At 70.5% G+C, this 19,067-nt stretch carries 16 protein-coding genes; 9 read left to right on the top strand and 7 right to left on the bottom strand.

Features of this window, described 5'->3' with window-relative positions; genetic code table 11:
• The first annotated feature begins 4 nt into the window (after window positions 1-4).
• Together gatC and gatA are read left to right on the top strand one after the other, a co-directional pair.
• Window positions 5-301, top strand: a complete 297-nt coding sequence (gatC, locus tag G361_RS0126480) for an Asp-tRNA(Asn)/Glu-tRNA(Gln) amidotransferase subunit GatC (RefSeq protein WP_019930144.1) — start codon at window positions 5-7, stop codon at window positions 299-301.
• Window positions 298-1,767 (top strand): Asp-tRNA(Asn)/Glu-tRNA(Gln) amidotransferase subunit GatA, encoded by a 1,470-nt coding sequence (gatA, locus tag G361_RS0126475; RefSeq protein ID WP_019930143.1) that lies wholly within the window; start codon window positions 298-300, stop codon window positions 1,765-1,767. The genes gatC and gatA overlap by 4 nt, the downstream gene beginning before the upstream one ends.
• Before the next feature lie 74 nt (window positions 1,768-1,841).
• On the opposite strand, the gene G361_RS0126470 is transcribed toward gatA, so the two are convergent.
• Complete coding sequence (locus G361_RS0126470) at window positions 1,842-3,167, bottom strand: alpha/beta-hydrolase family protein (protein ID WP_019930142.1); 1,326 nt, start codon at window positions 3,165-3,167, stop codon at window positions 1,842-1,844.
• Between the two features lie 64 nt (window positions 3,168-3,231).
• Window positions 3,232-4,254: a hypothetical protein gene (locus tag G361_RS47285; protein ID WP_019930141.1), complete on the bottom strand. Its 1,023-nt coding sequence runs from the start codon at window positions 4,252-4,254 to the stop codon at window positions 3,232-3,234.
• 167 nt (window positions 4,255-4,421) lie between these two features.
• On the opposite strand from G361_RS47285, the gene G361_RS0126460 reads away from it, so the two are divergent.
• On the top strand, window positions 4,422-5,678 hold the full coding sequence (locus G361_RS0126460; protein WP_081635590.1) for a sensor histidine kinase: 1,257 nt from the start codon (window positions 4,422-4,424) through the stop codon (window positions 5,676-5,678).
• Window positions 5,679-5,774: 96 nt separating this feature from the next.
• Window positions 5,775-6,434: a response regulator transcription factor gene (locus G361_RS0126455; RefSeq protein WP_019930139.1), complete on the top strand. Its 660-nt coding sequence runs from the start codon at window positions 5,775-5,777 to the stop codon at window positions 6,432-6,434.
• Here the strand turns inward: G361_RS0126455 and G361_RS45000 are convergent.
• The gene (locus G361_RS45000) at window positions 6,404-6,895 is read right to left on the bottom strand and encodes a MarR family winged helix-turn-helix transcriptional regulator (protein ID WP_019930138.1); all 492 of its coding nucleotides are present in this window, start codon (window positions 6,893-6,895) and stop codon (window positions 6,404-6,406) included. The two genes, G361_RS0126455 and G361_RS45000, sit on opposite strands and share 31 nt — an antisense overlap.
• Window positions 6,896-6,926: 31 nt before the next feature.
• Here G361_RS45000 and G361_RS0126445 point away from each other — a divergent pair, with 31 nt between their 5' ends.
• The 5 genes from G361_RS0126445 to G361_RS47275 all read left to right on the top strand — a co-directional run bounded on the left by G361_RS0126445 (window position 6,927) and on the right by G361_RS47275 (window position 12,092).
• A complete protein-coding gene (locus G361_RS0126445; protein WP_019930137.1) occupies window positions 6,927-7,877 on the top strand; it encodes an undecaprenyl-diphosphate phosphatase in 951 nt (316 codons plus the stop codon).
• Window positions 7,878-7,952: 75 nt separating this feature from the next.
• Window positions 7,953-9,359 carry a serine/threonine-protein kinase gene (locus G361_RS47280; protein WP_052172874.1) on the top strand — a complete coding sequence of 469 codons (1,407 nt, stop codon included), beginning with the start codon at window positions 7,953-7,955 and terminating at the stop codon, window positions 9,357-9,359.
• A 106-nt stretch (window positions 9,360-9,465) separates the two neighbouring features.
• A complete protein-coding gene (locus G361_RS0126435) occupies window positions 9,466-10,086 on the top strand; it encodes a TetR/AcrR family transcriptional regulator (protein WP_019930136.1) in 621 nt (206 codons plus the stop codon).
• A complete protein-coding gene (locus G361_RS0126430) occupies window positions 10,083-10,892 on the top strand; it encodes an SDR family oxidoreductase (RefSeq protein ID WP_019930135.1) in 810 nt (269 codons plus the stop codon). Before G361_RS0126435 ends, G361_RS0126430 begins: the two co-directional genes overlap by 4 nt.
• 93 nt (window positions 10,893-10,985) lie before the next feature.
• The gene (locus G361_RS47275; protein ID WP_019930134.1) at window positions 10,986-12,092 is read left to right on the top strand and encodes a hypothetical protein; all 1,107 of its coding nucleotides are present in this window, start codon (window positions 10,986-10,988) and stop codon (window positions 12,090-12,092) included.
• On the opposite strand, the gene G361_RS0126420 is transcribed toward G361_RS47275, so the two are convergent.
• From G361_RS0126420 to G361_RS47270, 4 genes are all read right to left on the bottom strand, one after another.
• A complete protein-coding gene (locus G361_RS0126420; protein WP_019930133.1) occupies window positions 12,062-13,093 on the bottom strand; it encodes an ATP-dependent 6-phosphofructokinase in 1,032 nt (343 codons plus the stop codon). The two genes, G361_RS47275 and G361_RS0126420, sit on opposite strands and share 31 nt — an antisense overlap.
• 70 nt (window positions 13,094-13,163) lie before the next feature.
• Entirely contained in the window at window positions 13,164-14,111 is a 948-nt protein-coding gene (locus tag G361_RS0126415) for a hypothetical protein (protein WP_155981789.1), read from the bottom strand.
• Between the two features lie 112 nt (window positions 14,112-14,223).
• On the bottom strand, window positions 14,224-15,135 hold the full coding sequence (locus G361_RS0126410; protein WP_019930131.1) for a hypothetical protein: 912 nt from the start codon (window positions 15,133-15,135) through the stop codon (window positions 14,224-14,226).
• The gene (locus G361_RS47270; protein ID WP_196814637.1) at window positions 15,125-19,024 is read right to left on the bottom strand and encodes a protein kinase domain-containing protein; all 3,900 of its coding nucleotides are present in this window, start codon (window positions 19,022-19,024) and stop codon (window positions 15,125-15,127) included. The genes G361_RS0126410 and G361_RS47270 overlap by 11 nt, the downstream gene beginning before the upstream one ends.
• Window positions 19,025-19,067: the final 43 nt, after the last annotated feature.

Raw genomic sequence — 19,067 nt, 5'->3', positions numbered from 1 at the left:
CGCGGTGCCCGCCATCTCCCGCGACGAGGTCGCACACCTCGCCCGGTTGTCCCGGCTCGCCCTGACCGACGAAGAGCTCGACCTGTATGCGGGGCAGCTGGATTCGATCCTCAGCCACGTTCAGGTCATCTCGCAGGTCGCCGCCGACGTTCCGGCCACCGCGTCGCCGAATCCCACCACGAATGTGACCCGTCCCGACGTGGTCGAGCCGTGCCTGTCCGCGGGCGAGGCGTTGTCCGGCGCGCCGGCGGTGGACGAGCAGCGGTTCCTGGTCCCGCAGATCCTGGGGGAGGGCGAATGACCGAGCTGACCACGCTCACCGCCGCCGAACTCGCGGAGAAGATCCATACGCGCGAGGTGTCCTCGGTCGAGGTCACCCAGGCGCATCTGGACCGCATCGCCGAGGTCGACGGTGAGCTGAACGCGTTCCTGCACGTGGCCGGCGATCGGGCGCTCGCCGCGGCGGCCGAGGTCGACCGCGCGGTCGCCGCCGGTACCGTGGCCTCGCCGCTGGCCGGGGTGCCGCTGGCGCTGAAGGACATCTTCACCACCACCGACATGCCCACCACCTGCGCCTCCAAGATCCTGGAGGGCTGGGTCCCGCCCTACGACGCGACGGTCACCGCCAAACTGCGCGCGGCGGGCATCCCGATCCTGGGCAAGACCAATCTGGACGAGTTCGCGATGGGCTCGTCGACGGAGAACTCGGCCTTCGGCCCCACCCGCAACCCGTGGGACACCAGCCGCATCCCCGGCGGCTCCGGTGGTGGTTCGGCCGCCGCCCTGGCCTCGTACCAGGCGCCGCTGGCGATCGGCACCGACACCGGTGGTTCCATCCGGCAGCCCGCCGCGGTCACGGCCACCGTCGGCACCAAGCCCACCTACGGCACGGTCTCCCGCTACGGCCTGGTGGCCTGCGCCTCCTCGCTGGACCAGGGCGGCCCCTGCGGCCGCACCGTGCTCGACACCGCGCTGCTGCACCAGGTGATCGCCGGCTACGACCGCAAGGACTCCACCTCCCGCAACGTCCCGGTCCCCGAGGTGGTGGCCGCGGCCCGCGAGGGCGCCCGCTCCGATCTGCGCGGCATCAAGGTCGGCGTCGTGAAGGAACTGCACTCCGACAGCTACCAGCCCGGCGTCATCTCCTCCTTCGACACCGCGGTCGCGACGCTGAAGGATCTGGGCGCCGACGTGGTCGAGGTGTCCTGCCCGCACTTCGAGCACGCCCTGCCCGCCTACTACCTGATCCTGCCCAGCGAGGTGTCCTCCAACCTGGCCCGGTTCGACGCGATGCGCTACGGCCTGCGCGTCGCCGACGACGGTCGGCACAGCGCCGAACAGGTGATGGCCGCGACCCGCGAGGCGGGCTTCGGTCCGGAGGTCAAGCGCCGCATCATGATCGGCACCTACGCGCTGTCCGCCGGTTACTACGACGCGTTCTACGGTCAGGCGCTGAAGGTCCGCACCCTCATCGCCCAGGACTTCGACCGCGCCTACGAACAGGTCGACGTCCTGGTCTCACCGACCAGCCCGTTCACCCCCTGGAAGCTGGGCGAGAAGGTCGACGATCCGCTGGCCATGTACCTGTCCGACCTGTGCACCCTGCCGACCAACCTGGCCGGTCACTGCGCGATGTCGGTCCCGTCCGGCCTCAGCAAGGACGACGGCATGCCGGTCGGCCTCCAGATCATGGCCCCCGCCCTCGCCGACGACCGCCTGTACCGGGTGGCCGCCTCCTACGAGGCGGCCCGCGGCCCGATCGCCTGATCCGGCAACGGTTTCGGCGGGTGCCGCGCGGCACCCGCCGAAACCGTTGTGCCCTGGACGGACTCACCGCTCCCTCAGCAATACCCCATCGCAGTACCTTGATCGGTGCCGTACCGGTGCCCGTGCCCCGGCGGCACCCCGAGCGCACCGAGCAGATCGACCGACGTCTGCACGAAGCCGATCACCGGAAGCCATCGCGGCAGCGGCGCGTCGCGCCGAGTCCCACCGAGATCCGGTGCGTGCCACAGCAACCCGGGCGACCAGCGAACCACCGGATCCGAGGAGTTCGCGAGCACCGTCGCATGCGCCCGATGCACCCGATTCGCCGGCGGCCCCGCCCACACCGCAGCACAGACCCGCCGCGCCTGATCGTCCTCGCCGGAGAACACATCGCTACCCGCCGCGGCCCCCAGACTCTGCCCGTAGAGATACACCTTCGGACGATCACGAACCCCGGCCAACCGTCGCTCCACCGCCGCGAACAGTGCCCGAGCCGACGCCTCGGCGGCCCGCCGCCCGAACAGGAACGTGGCCCAGCTCGGCGCCTCCGAATACTGCAACCCGACCAGCGCGACATCACCCCCGAACCGCTCGTCCAGTCCGGCCGCCGCCCGCGCATCGATCCACCCGGACCCGGTGGGCACCACCACGACCAGATTGTCGCGGTCCAGCCCACCGGATCGCTCGAGTTCCCGAATCGCGAGCTCCACCCGCGCATTCGGATCCGGCGCCGATTCGAGACCGACGTACACCCGCACCGAGCGATTCGGCGCCCCCGCCACGAACTTCCGCCCCTCGGCCCCCAGCGACGGCCAACTGACCGCCGACACCGAACTACCCGACCGCGCGGACGAAACCGGCTGCACCACACCGGGATCCATCGCCGCATTGGCCGCAGCGTAAGCCGAATGCCGCCACTGCGTCACCGTGGGCACGAGCACGAACTGCGCGGCCACCACTCCCACCACCGCCAGCCCGATCCCCCGAGCCGCCCCCAGCCGCCGCCACACCCACCCGATCCCCCGAGCGGTCCCGACCAGCAACCCCGCGACCACCACGGCCCCCACCGCACACCCGGGCCAGTACCACAACCCGACATCGGGCATCCCCATCGCCGCCCGCAGCGAATTCTGCCAATGCTGAGCGTGCCCCACGGACACACCGATCGCGACCACACCGAGCCCGGCAACCACCCCCCGCCGAGAATCCCCGCCACCCCCTGCGAACCGGCCCCACGCCGACACCTTCCGCACACCACCCACCACCGCGAACATCACCGCCACCAGCACCCCGGTCAGCAGCCCCTGCGCCGTCGCCGTCCGAGGCAACAACCCCGGCGCCAACGACACGACGACACCGACCGCCACCGCAACGGACACCCCGGCCCGCGGAACCCGCACCCGAGGAACCCGCCCCCGAACCCGCCGAGCCACCCCGAAACCTCTGTACCAGAACATCTTTACCTCACCGAGCCAGATCGTGCCCGGCCACAGCAGGGCCGAACACGGGCGAACCGGGAACGGTTGCGACAGGCCGGAACACGACCGATGTGTTCGCGCCCCGCCACGGTGCATCCGGCCCGGTTGTCTCCGACCGATAGATGAACAGCGTGCCCGCATCCGGTCGATAGCTGTCGGGTCGGACCGCGGCTGGGGAGGGCTCGTGAAGGCGGTGGGGGAGCGGCCGGGCCACATCCACGAGAGACCTGCTCGCCACGGCGGCCCCACTCCGAGGTGCACCGGCCGCAATCACGCCCGGCCGCAACGAATTCGGCCGACGATCCCCCGAACCACCCCGGCCCCCGAACCGCCGGGCGGCCCGGCGCGCAGCCAGCGTCAACCCACCGCCCAGCGCGCCCACGGCGAACGCCAGCCCCATCAGCCGGAGAAGGTCTGTGCCCGAGGACTTTCCGGACAGCCGATGCCCGAACACGCTCTCGGGCCGCGGCGCCGCGTAGTTCTGCCGCCGCGAGTTCAGGTCCACCGCCGTATCGGCGGTGGTGGCCATCAGGTCGCAACCGAGGCGGCTCGTCGTATCGGGCCGCGTGGTGCAGACCGTGCGCAGATGATGTCCGAAGGTCGCGTCGACGGCCTGACGAGCCCACGACCCGAGCGGTTCCCCGTGATCGTAGGCGTACCGCAACAGGTCGTAGCCGAGGTCGTGGGCCTGGCAGGCCACGGTGAAATCGGCGGGCAGCGGAATCGGCGAGGAGCAACCGCCGGTCGGATCGACCAGCAGCCCGTCGCGGATCATCGGCACATATCCGGCGGCGACGGCGAAATCGTCCGGCAGGATCGCCGAATCCGATTGTGCGCCCATAAGATTCAGCACAGCCGTCCGAGCCGGTTGGTTCTCGGGCACAACCGCGCCACCGGATCGCACCGCGGCCGCCTGGGTCGGCGCCGCGACGGCGGTCGTGGTCAGCATCGTCAGGACGGCGGCGGAGCCGAGTACGCAGCGGACGCGCCGTCGGGTGATGTCGCTCATGCCAGCCGACGCTAGGAATCGGGGACCGAATCCCACCTCCCGCCGGCGTCGGATTCCCCGCTCGCCGGTGGGAGGCAGCGGAGGCCCCCATCTCATACCGGAGTAGGGGTGTGATGTCGCCCGCGGGTATGAAGACGCAACCCGCGCTCGATTCGTAGTGTCGAGGCATGGCTAGTCGTGACAGGACCCGGAGGGCATACCTCGGGCGGCAAGCGGTCGCCACCATCCGCGACCACAACCGGCGCAGATGGTTGCTCGACGGGGCGACCGCACTGGTCGCCGGCATCTTCTTCGCGGTCGCCTGGCCGACCCTGCACCTCACCCATCAGGTACCCGCGGCGGCCCAGCCGTTCATCGCCGGGCTCGCGGCCTTCCCGTTCGCGCTGATCCGGGTCAACCCGGGCCTGGGCTGGGCCATCTCGGCCGCGTCGGCGGCCGGCATCGCGCTGATCATCCCGAACCAGCCCGGTGAACATCTGCCGTTCCAGGTCGTGCACATCCTGGCCCTGTTCGCCCTGCTGTTCTGCACCGCGGTGCGCGCGGACATCCGGCTGGTGCTGCTCGGCTGGGCCGCCTCGGCGGTGCTGTTCGGCACCACCATGGCCCGCCAGGACGGCCTGGGCTCCGCCGGCCTGGCCTGGCCACTCGCCATGACCGGCCTGGTCGCGTTCGGCCTGCTGGTCCGCTGGCTGGTGCTGTCGCGCCGGGCGTTGGTGGCGCGCGAGGAGGAGAACGAGCTGGAACGGGCGCGCCGGGCGATCCTGGAGGAGAAGGCCCGCATCGCCCGCGACCTGCACGACGTGGTCGCCCACCACATGTCGATGGTGGTCGTACAAGCCCAGACCGCCCCCTACCGCGTCGGCGAACTCCCGCCGGCGGCCGTGGCCGAATTCGAATCGATCGGCGCCTCCGCCCGCTCCGCCCTGAACGAGATCCGCGGCATGCTCGGCCTGCTGCGCAGTGACGGCCAACTCGCCGACCACGCCCCCCAGCCCACCGCCGTGGACCTGCTCGATCTCCTCGCCGGTGCCCGGCGAGCCGGCGTCTCCATCGAATGGACCGTCGACGGCCCGCTGTCGGACGTCCCCGACACCGTCGGCCTGGCGCTGTACCGCATCGCACAGGAATCGCTGTCGAACGCCTCCCGCCACGCACCGGGTGCGGCCGTCCACGTGGGCCTCGCGGTACGCGCGGGCATCGTGGAGCTGGCCGTCGCCAACGAGCCCGGCTCGGTACCCGCCACGGCCGGCGTCCCGGGTACCGGCATCTCCGGTATGCAGGCCCGAGCGGCCGCATTCGGCGGCACCTTCCGCGCCGCACCCCGCCCCGACGGCGGTTTCGAGGTGCGGGCGACGCTCCCCCTGTCCGCCGCCTTCACCCACCCGGCCACCGGCTCCATCGTCCCGGCGGGCATATCCGCGTGATCACCCGCGCAGAGGCCGATCCGGCCGCGGACCCGGTCGTCAGCGGCACCGTGCAACACTGAGAGTCCTGCGTCCCCGGTTCCAGCGAGGTAGTGCGTGCCGATCACCGTGTTGATAGCCGACGATCAGGCGATGGTGCGGCAGGGCTTCGGTGCGCTGCTCGCCGCGCAATCCGATATCAGCGTCGTCGGCGACGCACCCAACGGAGTGGTCGCCGTCGCCGAGGCCCGGCGGCTGCGCCCCGATGTGGTGCTCATGGACGTCCGCATGCCCGAGATGAACGGCCTGGAGGCCGCCCGCACCATCCTCGCCGCCGGTTTCGACCCGCCCGTGCGGGTGCTGATGCTCACCACCTTCGACATCGACGACTACGTGTACGAGGCCCTGCGCGCCGGAGCCAGCGGATTCCTGCTGAAGGACGCTCCGGCCGAGGAACTGGTCCGCGCCGTCCGGGTGGTGGCCGACGGCCAGGCGCTGCTGGCGCCGACCGTCACCAGGCGGCTCATCGACGACGTGACCCGCCGCCGGGCCCGGCCCGTCAGCGCACCCGCCCTGGACACCCTGACCCCCCGCGAACGCGAGGTCCTGGAACTGGTCGCCACCGGGATGTCCAACGCCGAGATCGCCACCGCCCTGTTCGTGGCCGAGCAGACGGTGAAAACCCATGTCTCCAAGGTCTTCTCGAAGCTGAACCTGCGCGACCGGGCCCAGGCGGTGGTGCTGGCCTACGAATCCGGGCTGGTGACCCCCGGCTGAGCCGGCACTCCGGGCCGTGGCCAGGGTTGTCCGGCGCGGTCCTCGATCCGGCTGTTGAGCCGCTGCAGATAGTCCGCGAAGGCGGTCACATCCTCCGGCGCCCAGTCGTCCATCAGATCGGTGAGGGCGCCGATATTGGTGCTGCGCTCGGTCTCGAGCCGTTTCTCCCCGGCGGTGCTGATCCGGAACTTGCGGGCCACCCCGCCGTCGGGATCGGCGATCCGCTCGACCAGACCACCCCGCAGCAGCGCCGCGGTCTGCCGGTTGAGCGTCGAGGCATCCAGATGGAACGCGTCGCTGAGCTGACCGATGGACATCGGCCCCTCCAGCTCCAGCCGGCTCAGCAACAGGTAGGCGCTGCGGTCCAGAATCGGTGTGCCGTCCCGGCGATACCGCTGGTTGAGGGCGTAACGGCCGAGCAGCATGCATTCGAACTCGACCCGGTCGGTGGGTTTGTTCATGCCACCCTTCTCCCGTTTAGACTCGTCACCGATGCTCACCTACATCCAAGCCATCGTGATCGGCGCCCTGCAAGGCGTCACCGAATTGTTCCCCATTTCCAGCCTCGGGCACTCGGTTCTGGTGCCCGCCTGGATCGGTGGCTCCTGGCAGGAGCTGGTCACCGAGGGCGATTCCGACAAGGGCACACCGTATCTCGCGTTCGTGGTGGCCCTGCACGTCGCCACGGCGATCGCGCTGCTCATCTATTACTGGCGCGACTGGCGCGACATCATCCTCGCGTTCTTCGACACGCTGCGGCACCGTTCCATCGAGACCTCCACCGAGCGGCTGGCGTGGCTGATCATCCTCGCCACCATCCCGGTCGGCATACTCGGTCTGCTGCTGGAACATCCGCTGCGGACGATGTTCGCCAAGCCCATCTTCGCCGGTGTGTTCCTCATGCTCAACGGCTTCGTGCTGATCCTCGGTGAGGGCCTGCGCCGCCGCAACGCGCCCAGCCTCGCCGACTACGGCCGCAAATTCGCCGAGGACGAGGCCCGGGAGGCCGCGCAGGCCCGCGGTCTCAGCGTCGAGGAGGAGATCCGCGCCGAATCCGGTGAGCGCCTGTCGCATCTGACCTGGAAGGACGCGCTCGGTATCGGCCTGGCCCAATCCGGCGCGCTGCTGGCCGGTTTCAGCCGTTCCGGCCTGACCATGGTCGGCGGCCTGTTGCGCGGACTGGATCACGAGGACACGGCCAAGTTCGCCTTCCTGCTCGCCACTCCGGTGATCCTCGCCGCCGGCGTGCTGAAGCTGCCCACGCTCGCGGGCCCGCAGGGCCGCGACATCATCGGGCAGTCGATCGTGGGTGCGATCGTGGCGGGCCTCGCCGCGTGGTTCGCGGTCCGGTTCCTGGAGCGGTTCTTCAAGACCCGGACCCTGCTGCCGTTCGCGGTGTACTGCCTGATCGCCGGACTGTTGTCGATCCTCCGCTTCGCCTGACCGGCTGCGGTCCCGGGGGCGGGATCGGCTAGGATTTCGAGCTTGGACGTCGCCGGAAGGGGGACCGTAGCTTTGTTGGACAGCGGTGACGTCTTCGCGGGATTCACCATCGAGCGGTTGCTGGGACAGGGCGGTATGGGCTCGGTGTATCTGGCCCGGCATCCACGCCTGCCCCGGCTCACGGCGTTGAAGCTGCTCAATCCGGAGTTGTTCGCGGACGCGGAGATTCGCGCGCGGTTCGAGCGCGAGGCGGATCTCGCCGCGCAGTTGGACCACCCGAACATCGTCGCCGTCTACGATCGCGGCGCCGAGGCCGATCAGCTGTGGATGTGCATGCAGTACGTCGACGGCGTCGACGCGGCCAGCGTGCATCCGCACACGCTGCCGCTCGAGCGGGCGGTGCAGATCATCGAAGGTGTCGCGGCCGCACTGGATTACGCGCACGGCCGCGGGGTGCTGCACCGGGATGTGAAGCCCGCCAACATCATGCTGGCGCGCTCCGGCGCCGGTAAGGGGGAGCGGGTCTTCCTCACCGATTTCGGAATCGCCCGGCTGCGTGAGGATTCCACCCATCTGACCCAGGCGGGCATGTTCACCGCGACGCTGGCCTACGCGTCACCGGAACAGATGACCGGGCAGCCCCTGGACAACCGCTCCGATCAATATGCCCTCGCGTGCGCGCTCTACTGGCTGCTGACCGCGACCGGCCCGTTCGATTCGCCCGATCCCTCCGAGGTGATCCACGGGCATCTGCAGCTGGCGGTGCCGCCGGCCAGTATGCGCCGGGCGGGCCTGTCCCCGGCGATGGATCCGGTACTCGCCCGCGGCCTGGCGAAGCGACCGGGCGACCGCTTCGGCAGTTGTGCGGAGTTCGCGGCCGCCGCCCGGCACGCCCTCACCGCACCCGCACCGATCGCGCAGCCGATCGCGGTGAGCTCGCTGCAATTCGGCCCACCGATCCCGCCGCCGGTCCCGCTACCGCTCCCGCCGCCCGTCCCGGAGGAGCCCGAAACCGCGGCGCCCCACGACGATTCGAGCGGCTCGGAGGACCTCACGGTACGCCGGTCGTACTCCTCGGCTCCGCCGCAGTCGGGTGCCGTACCCCAGCCGGGCGTCGTACCGCAGCCGGGCGGCGTGCCCCAGTCGGGTGTCGTGCCGCACTCGGGTGTTGTGCCCCAGCCGGGCGCTGTACCCCTCCCTGCCGGTTCCGCGCCGCCGCTGGGCCGCGCGGCCGATGCCGTCCCCGCGGCGGCGTTCCCGCCCCCGCCGGGCCACTACCCGCCGATCGGTTATCCGCCGAATCAGGCAGTGCCGCAACCCGTCCCGTCGCGGTCCTCGGGCTCCCTGGGGTGGATCCTGGTGGGCCTGGCCGTCCTCCTGGCGGTGGTGTGCACCGCCGTTCTCGTCATTCTGTACGAGCCCGGCGACCACGGCCACGACCAGCCGGTCACCCCCCGGCACAGCCTGACGCACCTGTTCTGATCCCCGAATCGCCCTGACCAGCAGGTCTTCTCGCACGCTACCCACGTAATCATCCGTTCATCCAATTCAATCACCCATTTGTAAAATTAACCGGTACGCTGAACCCGTGCCCGCCCATCGGACCCCCGAATCCGACGCCCGTATCCGCGATGCCGAACGCACCAAGCGCTGCCTGCTCGATGCCGCCTTCGACGAGTTCTCCGCGCGCGGCTACGCCGGTGCCCGCGTCGGCGACATCGCCACCCGGGCCGGGGTGAACAAACAGCTGATCACCTACTACTTCGGCGGGAAGGCCGGCTTGTACCGGGCCCTGCAACAGCGCTGGCTGCAACGGGAATCCGAATTCGCCGACCCGGACCTACCGCTCGGCGAACTCGCCGTGCGCTACCTGCAACACTCGCTCGCCGACCCACGCGGCACGCGAATGCTGATGTGGCGCGGCCTGTCCGACGAGGCGCCGGAATCCGAACCCGACGCCTCCGACGATCTGGCCGCCACCGAACACCGGCAGCAGCGCGGCGAGATTGCCGCCGAACTCGACCCGGCGTCGGTGCGGCTGGCAGTGATGGCCATGGTGATGGCCCCCCTGCTGCTGCCCGCCACCGTGCGAGAACTGTTCGGAACCGACGCGCGCACAACCGAATTCGAGCAGCGCTACGCGGAACAGCTGCGGCGCATGATCGCCCGGTTCGGCACCACCACGATCGAAGAAGGAGAAGTCCAGTGACCTATCTCGTCACCGGCGCGCGCGGCCAGGTCGGCCGCGCCGTCATCGACGCCCTGCTCGCCGCCGGAAAACCGGTGCGGGCGGCCAGTTCCCAGCCCGAGGACACCCGAGTTCCCACGGCCGTCCCGGTGATCGGCCTCGACCCGGCCGATCCCGCTTCGGCGGCCGCCGCCTTCGACGGTGTCGACCGGGCCTTCCTGTACGCGAGCGGCAGAGGGATCGACACACTGGTCGCCGCCGCGAAAACCGCTGGTGTACAGCACATCACGCTGCTGTCCTCGGTGGCGGCCGAGACCCCCGGCAACCCGATCGGCGACGTACACCTGGCGGTGGAACGACCGCTGCGCGAATCCGGCCTGCCCCTGACCATCCTGCGCCCCGGCGCCTTCGCCGGTAACGCGCGCATGTGGCTGTCCGGCACGGACGATGTGGTGCGCCTGCCCTTCCCGGACGTCCAGCAGAACTCCATCCACGAGGCCGATATCGCCGACGCCGCGGTCACCACCCTCACCGAACCGGGCCACGAGGGAAAGATCTACCCCCTCACCGGCCCCGAGTCGCTGTCCCTGCGCCGCATGGTCGACATCCTCGCCGAGGCGACCGGCCGCCCGCTGCGCATGGAACAGATCGACTACGAGCAGGCCGCACAGTTCCTGTTCCGACCCGTACTCGACATGTGGGCCGCCGCCGGCGACGCCCCGGTCCCGGTCGGCCCGACCTCGGAATCGGTGACCGGCAAACCCGCCCGCACCTTCACCCAATGGGCCGCCGACCACGCCGCAGAATTCCGCACCGGCTCTGCCTGACGCCGCGGTCCCACCGCAGCACAGCGCCACCCGCGATGCCAATGTGCCGCATCGTGTCTCGCGGGTGGCCGCGGTATGTCATCGTGGTGAACCGTGTTCGGTTCACAGACGACCAAGGTGCAGTGGCGGCCCGAGGCCGGCCGCTGGGTCACGCTGATGGCGGTGGCGTTCGGCCTCACCGTGGTGATCACCCGGCTCTACCTGATGGCCTCCGGCTACCCGAAGATCGGCGGCGCCACCTATCACATCGCGCACGCCTTGTTCGGCGGCCTGCTGCTGGTGATCTCCTGCCTGTTGCTACTGCTGTCGTCGGGCCGCACCGCGATGGTCTGGGCGGCGCTGCTGGCCGGGGTGGGGCTGGGCCTGTTCATCGATGAGGTGGGCAAGTTCATCACCGCCAACAACAACTACTTCTTCCCCCTCGCCGCCCCGATCATCTACCTCGCCTTCCTGCTGGTGGTCGCCGTTGCGCGCTACACGGCCCGCCGCCGCGGGGAGACCCCGGAACTGGTGCTGGCCGCGGTGATCACCGAGATCGGCCAGTCGATCGGCGACGAGATCAGCACCGCCCGGCGCGATCTGCTGCGCACCGAACTGGCCGGAATCGATCCGGGCCGGTGCGGCCCGCAGCAGGGCGTACTCGTCACGGCGCTCACCACCTACCTGGACGAGGTGCCCTGCGATACCGAGCCGCCGGTGGGCCACCGCCTCGCCGCCCTGGGCGGCAGGCTGGAACGGGCCCTGTTGCCGCTGCCGGTCCTGCGCACCGGCCTGATCGCGGTGATGATCGCGCACGCCGCCTGGTCACTGCTGCGGCTGATACTCGGTGCCGTGGTCATCGCCGGATGGCATTCGCACTGGCACGAACTGGACCGGATGCTCGACATCACCTCCGGTCACGGCTGGAAGTCGCTGACCGGCCTGGGCATCGCCGCCGTCGGCCAGGTGGTGGTCGTGGCCGGATTCGGCGCCGCGGCGGTGGTGTGGTTGCGCGGGCGGACGGATCTCGGTGTGCGCCTGGGCATCTGGTCCGACGTGGTGTCGCTGACCGTGGTGAACGTGCTGGCCAGCTACTTCAGCCAGTTCCTCACCGTGTTCACCGCCCTGGCGGAGGCGTTGTTGCTGTGGTTGCTCCTCCGCTACCGCATCCGCCGGGCCCGCGCCGTGGATCAGCCGAAGAAGGCCGCGGCCTCCTCGTAGCGGTTCTCCGGCACCAGCTTCAGCTGTTTGGTGGCCTCCGACAACGGCACCAGATCGATCGACGTGCCGCGCAGCGACACCATCTGCCCGAATCGGCCGTGATGCACCGCCTCCGCGGCGTGCACGCCGAACCGCGTCGCCAGCACCCGGTCGAACGAGGTCGGCGTGCCGCCGCGCTGCACGTGCCCGAGCACGGTGGTGCGGACCTCTTTGCCGATCCGGCGCTCGATCTCCACACCCAGCTGATGCGCGACACCGGTGAACCGCTCGTGCCCGAATTCGTCGATACCGCCCTCACGCAGGTGGAACGAGCCCTCCACCGGCTTCGCGCCCTCGGCGACGACGCAGATGAAGTGCGAATCCCCGCGCTGGAAGCGGCGTTTGATCATGGTGCACACGTCGTCCACGTCGAACGGCACCTCGGGCAGCAGGGTGAGATGCGCACCGGCGGCGATGCCGGAGTTCATCGCGATCCAGCCGGCGTGCCGGCCCATCACCTCGACCAGCATCACGCGCTGATGCGATTCTGCGGTGGTGTGCAGCCGGTCGATCGCGTCGGTGGCGATGGTGACGGCCGTGTCGTGCCCGAAAGTGGTGTCGGTGCAGTCGATGTCGTTGTCGATGGTCTTCGGGACGCCGACCACCGGAACGCCCTCGTCGGCGAGCCAGCTGGCGGCGGTCAGGGTGCCCTCGCCGCCGATCGGGATGAGCGCCTCGACGCCGTTGTCGTCGAGGGTCCGCTTGATGCGGCCGAGGCCCGCACGCAGCAGGTCCGGGTTGGTCCGGGCGGTGCCGAGCATGGTGCCGCCCTTGGTCAGGAGTCTGTCGGTCCGGTCGTCGTTGTGGATGTTGATCTTGCGGTCCTCGAGTAGGCCGCGCCAGCCGTCCTGGAAGCCGACGACCGCATCACCGTATCGACCGTTCGCAGTGCGAACGATCGCGCGGATGACGGCATTCAGTCCGGGGCAGTCGCCACCTCCGGTCAAGACTCCGATGCGCATACCGACTATCTTGCCGGGCCGCGGCGGACCTCGCAGCCTCGGCCCCGGGTGTCCCCGGCGCGCCGCCGCGTCAGTGCGCCTTCGGGCAGGTGCCGCCGACCTGCTCGTCGAGATGTTTCGACACCAGATCCGACAGCTTGGTCACGATCTGCGTCCCCGCATCCAGCGTGCCCGAATTGGCCTGTGCCGCAATGGCGACAGCGACCTGTCCGGAAGCGGTGGTGATGATGCCGAACTGCCGGATCAGATAGTTGCCGTTGGTGTCGGTGCCCCAGCCGCTCTTGAACTGGGTGTTGTCCAGTTTCGCCAGGCCCCACTGCTGATTCCACGCGACCTTGATCATCAGCGCGAGCATGGCGTCCGCATTGGGCAGGCACGGCATGTGGGATACGAAGCGCAGCTGATCGGTCAGCGCCCAGCCGGTCTGCACATACGGCGGCAGATCGGAGCGGGTGCGCGACGAGGACACCGTGGTCTTCTGATCGCCACCCTGGCGCAGCACCGCGGTGACCGCCTTCGCGGCCGCGTCCGCGGAACCGAGCGCCTGCCACAGCACATCGCCGGACGAATTGTCCGATTCGGTCATGACCGTGGTCATCGAGGGCGTGATGGTGCCGTTGTTGGCCGCCTGCACGGCCAGCGCCAGCGGCACCTTCAGCGTCGCCCAGGCCGGCCCGGTGGTCCAATCGCCCAGGGTGACCATCTGATCCCCGCCGACCGGCATGATCGCCAGCCCGGCGTGACCGTTGAGGGTTGCCTGCAGGTTCACGAAATCGGCGGCCAGCGTCCCGGGCAGCGCCGCCACGACCGAACCGGTGGTGACGGGTTTGCTCGCGGTCTCCACGGCCGTGCTCGACACGGGTGCCACGGAGTTGCCGGCGCACGCGCCGGCCAGCAGCGTACACGCGGCCGCACCCAGCAGGCGCGCCGCGCGATGCCGGACGGACCTGTGGCCCGCCGTCATCGCACCGGGCGATACCGGGTGGTCCTCGACCAGTCGCGCGCGTGGTGCATGCACCGGTTCACCTCCAACATCTCGAGGTGGTATGCCGCTTCCACCTGTAGTCGAGGCATTCTGTGCTGTCAGCGGGCCGGGGTCAAATGGGGACCGTCCCGGTCGAGTGACGGTATCACCCCGAGCAGCGGCCGCCGCCGAGTTCCCGCTGATGGCGGGCCAGCAGTGCCGACACCTTGTCGAGCATGGCCGTGGCGTCGTCGAAACTGCCCGAATCCGGCTGCGCCGCAATCGATACCGCGACCTGTCCGGCCCAGGTGGGCAATAGTCCGAATTGCCGGACCAGGTAGTTGCCGGTGTCGTCGTCGGGCCCCCAGCCGCCCTTGAACTCGGCGCCGGGGAAGGAGCCCAGTCCGTAGCTCTGGCTGGAGGTGATCTCGCCCATCAGGTCCATCACCGGTGCGGCGTGATCCAGGCACGGCAGTTTGCTGGCGAAACGCACCTGGTCCACCAGGGACCAGACGGTCGCCCCGAAGGACATCTGATCGTCCACCGATTCTCTCGCCGTCGGATTGTGCCGATCGGCGATATCGGTGGTGCCGTCGCCGGTCTCGCGCAGCACGGCCTCGACGGCGTTCGCCGCCTGCTCGCCGCCGCCGAGCGCATCCCACATCGCCTGCGCGGCGTCGTTGTCGGAGGCGGTGATGGCCGCGGCCGCGGCGTCGGCCATACCGGTGGAATCCTGGCGCAGGGCCGCCAGCGCCAGCGGCACCTTGATCGTGGACCAGGCGACCCCGGTGGTCCAGGTGCCCAGCGTGGTCATCTGTCGGCCGCCGACCGGCAACAGCGCGATACCGACGGTCCCGTGCAGATCGTCCTGCATCGCGGCGAAATCCGCGGCGAGCGACTTCGAGGCCGCGTCCGCCTGCGGTGCGGCGGTGGGTTGCGGTACCGCGGGCGACCCCAGGTCGGCGGGCGTCGGCACACCCGCCTGCGCGGTACAGGACACCAGGGCAGCCAGGGTCGCGACGAACAGCAGGACCGCGCGCAGCCCGGCGCGCCGGAACGGGTTCGAATCAGTAGACATACACCACCGCGTTCTCACCGCCGGTACAGGTGACGAGCTCGCCCTTGGTGGTGCAGTTCATCGTGTACGACCGGCCGGTGACCGGGCTGGTCGCCGAAATCGTGGCAGGCGAGCCGGAACCGGCGGCCGCCTGCGCGTACGACTTGCGTACCGCCTCCGCGAAGGCACACGTGGTCGCCGTGGACCCGGTCGCCGCCTTCGTGAACTTCCCCTGCACTCCCGACCCGGACGAGTTCGAGCAGATCGTGGCGCTCGACGGCAGCGACGCCGGAGCGCCCGAGGCCGAGGTGGTCGGCTTGGCGGAGGTGCCGTCGGAGGTGGACGGGCTGCCGGTGCCGGTGTCGACGGCGCTGCTCGGCGCGGCGGTGTCCGCGGCCGGCGTCCGGGACGAGCCCGACACGTTCAGCAGATGCCACGCGACCACACCGACCACGGCCGCCAGCGCGAGACCGAGCACGAACAGCACCACCGCCGTCACCGCCGACCGCTTCCGGCGCGGTTGCTCGTACTCGCCATATTCGTCGCCGTACCCGTAGTAGTCGTAGTCGTCCTGATACGAACCGTATTCCCCGGATTGCGGTACATATTCGGTGGCCGGGTCGTAACCGGATTCGGCTGCGGGATACCCGAGATCGTGGTCGTACCCCGACAGCAGCCCGTACCCGTGCGGCTCCCCGTCGTCGGGTTCGAGGGAATAGCGATCGAGACCAGGATGCGGAATGTATTCCGTGGCCGAATGATCCGGCGCGGGCTGCTCGTCCTCGGGCCGATTCGCGTGCGGCACATAGGTAGTCGCCGGATCGTAGCCGTCGTCCCCCTCGTCGGGCCGCCGCGGCGGATATCCCGGACGATCGCCACCCGCCCCCGGATACTGCGCCGCCCCGCCGCCGGTCCGATAATCCGGCACCGAACCCCGGCCACCCGGATCACCGCCCGCCCCATACGGATACGGGGCATCGGAACTGCCACCCGACCGCCGGCCGGCATCACCGGAGGGTTCGTCCCCCGGCCGATACCCACCCGCGGCGGCGGACCCGAGATCGAACGGCCGATCGGCCGCCCCGTGCCCGGACGTCGGCCGATAACCCCCACGATCGATCGGTTCCGCCCCCGGCGCGGTATAGCCGCCACGACCGGCTCCCGTTGCATCCGAACCGTTTTCGCCCCCGGCCCCATACGCGGGCAGCCCGTTCGACGCCTGCTCACTCCCGGCCCCGCCGAACCTGACGGTGCGGTCGGCGGCCTGGGACGATGCCGACGCATCGGCACCCCCCTTGCGCTGGGGTAGCGGCGGCAGCGGGGTGAACTGAGATTCGCCGGGCCGCACGGACGTCGGATCGGTCGGCCGGATCACCGGCAGCTCGGTGCCGGTGTTCGTCTCGGCATCCGGATCGGACGGCGGGATGATCCGCAGCGTCCCCGTCGTGGTGTGGCTACGCGACTTCGGATCGCCGACCGGCCCCGGATCAGCTTCTCCCGCAGCAGAATTCGCGAACCCGGCCGGATCCTGCCCCTCCTCCGGACGTTTCGGATCCTGCCCCCCGCGCGGATCACCCGGCGTCCGGCCCCCGGCGCCACCGGCCTGCCCCACAATCGGAAACTGCCCACTCCGCGGCCCGACACCGGGCGGCTGTCCAGCGCCGGGCGCAACGGGGAACTGCCCGGTCCCCGAGCCCGCCGGTCGACCCGTTGCGGGATCGACGGGGAACTGACCGGTGCCAGGTCTGGACTGGCCGGGATCGACCGGGAACTGCCCGGTACCCGGTCTGCCGGGCCGACCGGGATCGCCGGGAAACTGTCCGGCGCCCGGCTGGTTGGCGCTGATCGGGAACTGCCCGGTGCCAGGTCTGCCCGGCTGGCTGGGGTCGGCCGGGAATTGTCCGGCACCTGACTGGTTGGAGCTGGCCGGGAACTGCCCGGTTCCGGGCCTGCCTGCCTGGCCGGCGTCGGCCGGGAATTGACCCGCGCCCGGCTGGCTGGGGCTGATCGGGAACTGTCCCGTACCAGGTCTGCCCGCCTGGCCGGCGTCGGCCGGAAACTGCCCAGCACCTGGCTGGCCAGGGTTGACGGGGAACTGTCCCGTCCCCGGCGTGCCCGGCTGCCCGAGGCCGGCCGGGAACTGTCCGGTGCCCGGCGTGCCCGATCGGCCGGGCGAGGCCGGGAATTGCCCGGTGCCCGCCCTGCCGGGCTGACCCGGCACACCCGGGAACTGCCCGGTCCCGGGACCACCGGACGGCTGCCCGGCAGACGTCTGCCCCGTACCGCTCTGCCCGCCGCCGGAATTCGCCGGATACTGCCCGGTGCCCGGCCCGCCGCTCTGCGATCCGCCCGGTAACCCACCGGTCCCCGAGCCGCTTCCAGGAGCGCCCGCGAATCGGCTGGCAGCACCCGCAGACCCACCGGCCGCGAATCCACCCGTGCCCGGCCCGCTCGGTTGCGCAGTGCCCGGCGTGCCGGGGTACTGCCCCGGAACACCACGTTGCGGCCCACCGGGGAATCCACCCGTCCCCGGCCCGGTCGGTTGCCCGGGTACCGGTCCGCCCGGCGATCCACCGGAACCAGCCGACATCTGCCCCGCGACCGTGCCCGCCGGATGTTGCCCGGTCCCGGGCCCCGTTCCGGTGGCGGGATACTGCCCGGTGCCGGGTCCCGCGGATTGCCCGATCCCGGTGGCGGGGGGTCGCCCGGTTCCACCGGCCGCGGGATACTGCCCCGTGCCCGGCCCGGACTCGGACTGCCCGGTGCGCTTACCCTTCTGCCCCCGCGCGCGGAACTGGGCCGGAATCGTCGGCCCGGTCGGCCCGAAAGGCTGGAAGGAGGTCTGTTCCACCGCCGCCCGGCCCCAACTGGAAGGCAGATACGTCGTAGACGGGTTGAAAAGCTTTTGCGGCGGGATGATTTCGCCCGGGGGAGTATCGGCCCCCGACAGCGGCGCCAGCCGAGGCGGCGCCGGCAGCGAGGCCTGTTCCCCCGTCGCCGACCGGCCGGCCTCCGGTAACGCCTGCTCCGGAACCGCCTGTGGCACAGCCTCTTCGTCCGATTCCAGCGGCCGGCCGGGTAGTCCCACGGCCGCACGGGCGGCGCCCGCGAATTCCCCCGTGCTGCCGTAACGATCGGTCGGCTTCTTCTCCATGGCGTGCGCGATCACCGCGTCGACGGCCGCGGGAATCTCCCTGCGTTGCAGGCTCGCTCGCGGTGGCGGCTCCGAGAGATGGGCGCGGATCAGCTCACTTCTGCTGCGCGCCGGGAACGGCGTTGTGCCGGTGAGGCATTCGTGCAGCACACCGGCGAGCGCGTAGGTGTCGGCATGCCCGCTCACCGGCCCGGCGTCGAACCCCTCCGGCGCCAGGTACAGGTAGGAATCCAGCGCGGTCGCGTTGCGCGCGTTGCCCGTATCCCCGTCGGTACCCGCGACGCCGAAATCGGTGAGGTACACGTCGTCGGTGGCGGTGATGAGAATGTTGGTCGGCTTGACGTTCCGGTGCACGAGTCCGGCCGCGTGCGCGGTGTCCAGCGCGGTCGCCGCCTGGTAGACGATGTTGACCGCCCGCACCGGATCCAGCGGGCCCTCCCGCTGGATCAGCGCGCGCAGACTCCCCGGGCGCACCAGCAACATGTCCACGTACAGGACGTGGTTCATCTCGCCGACCCCGTAGATCGGGACGATGTGCGGATGTCCCAGTTGGGCGGCCTTCCGGGATTCCTGGAGGAATCGCTGCCGATAGGCCGGGTCGTGAGTGAGTTCCGCGGACAGCAATTTCAGGGCGACGACACGGTCCTGCTCGGTGTCGTAGGCCTCGTAGACCTCACCCACTGTGCCCCTGCCGAGCAGTGAGCGCAGCTCATACGGACCGAACTGCGTGCCGGCCCGTGATCGCGGTGCGTTCACCGGTGAAACCTCCATCGTCGTGGGCAGGGTGCTTCACCCTTGC

Source organism: Nocardia sp. BMG111209 (assembly GCF_000381925.1).
Lineage (GTDB): Bacteria > Actinomycetota > Actinomycetes > Mycobacteriales > Mycobacteriaceae > Nocardia.
The sequence above is the reverse complement of the archived record's forward strand: the minus strand, read 5'-3'. Positions and strand labels throughout refer to the sequence as shown.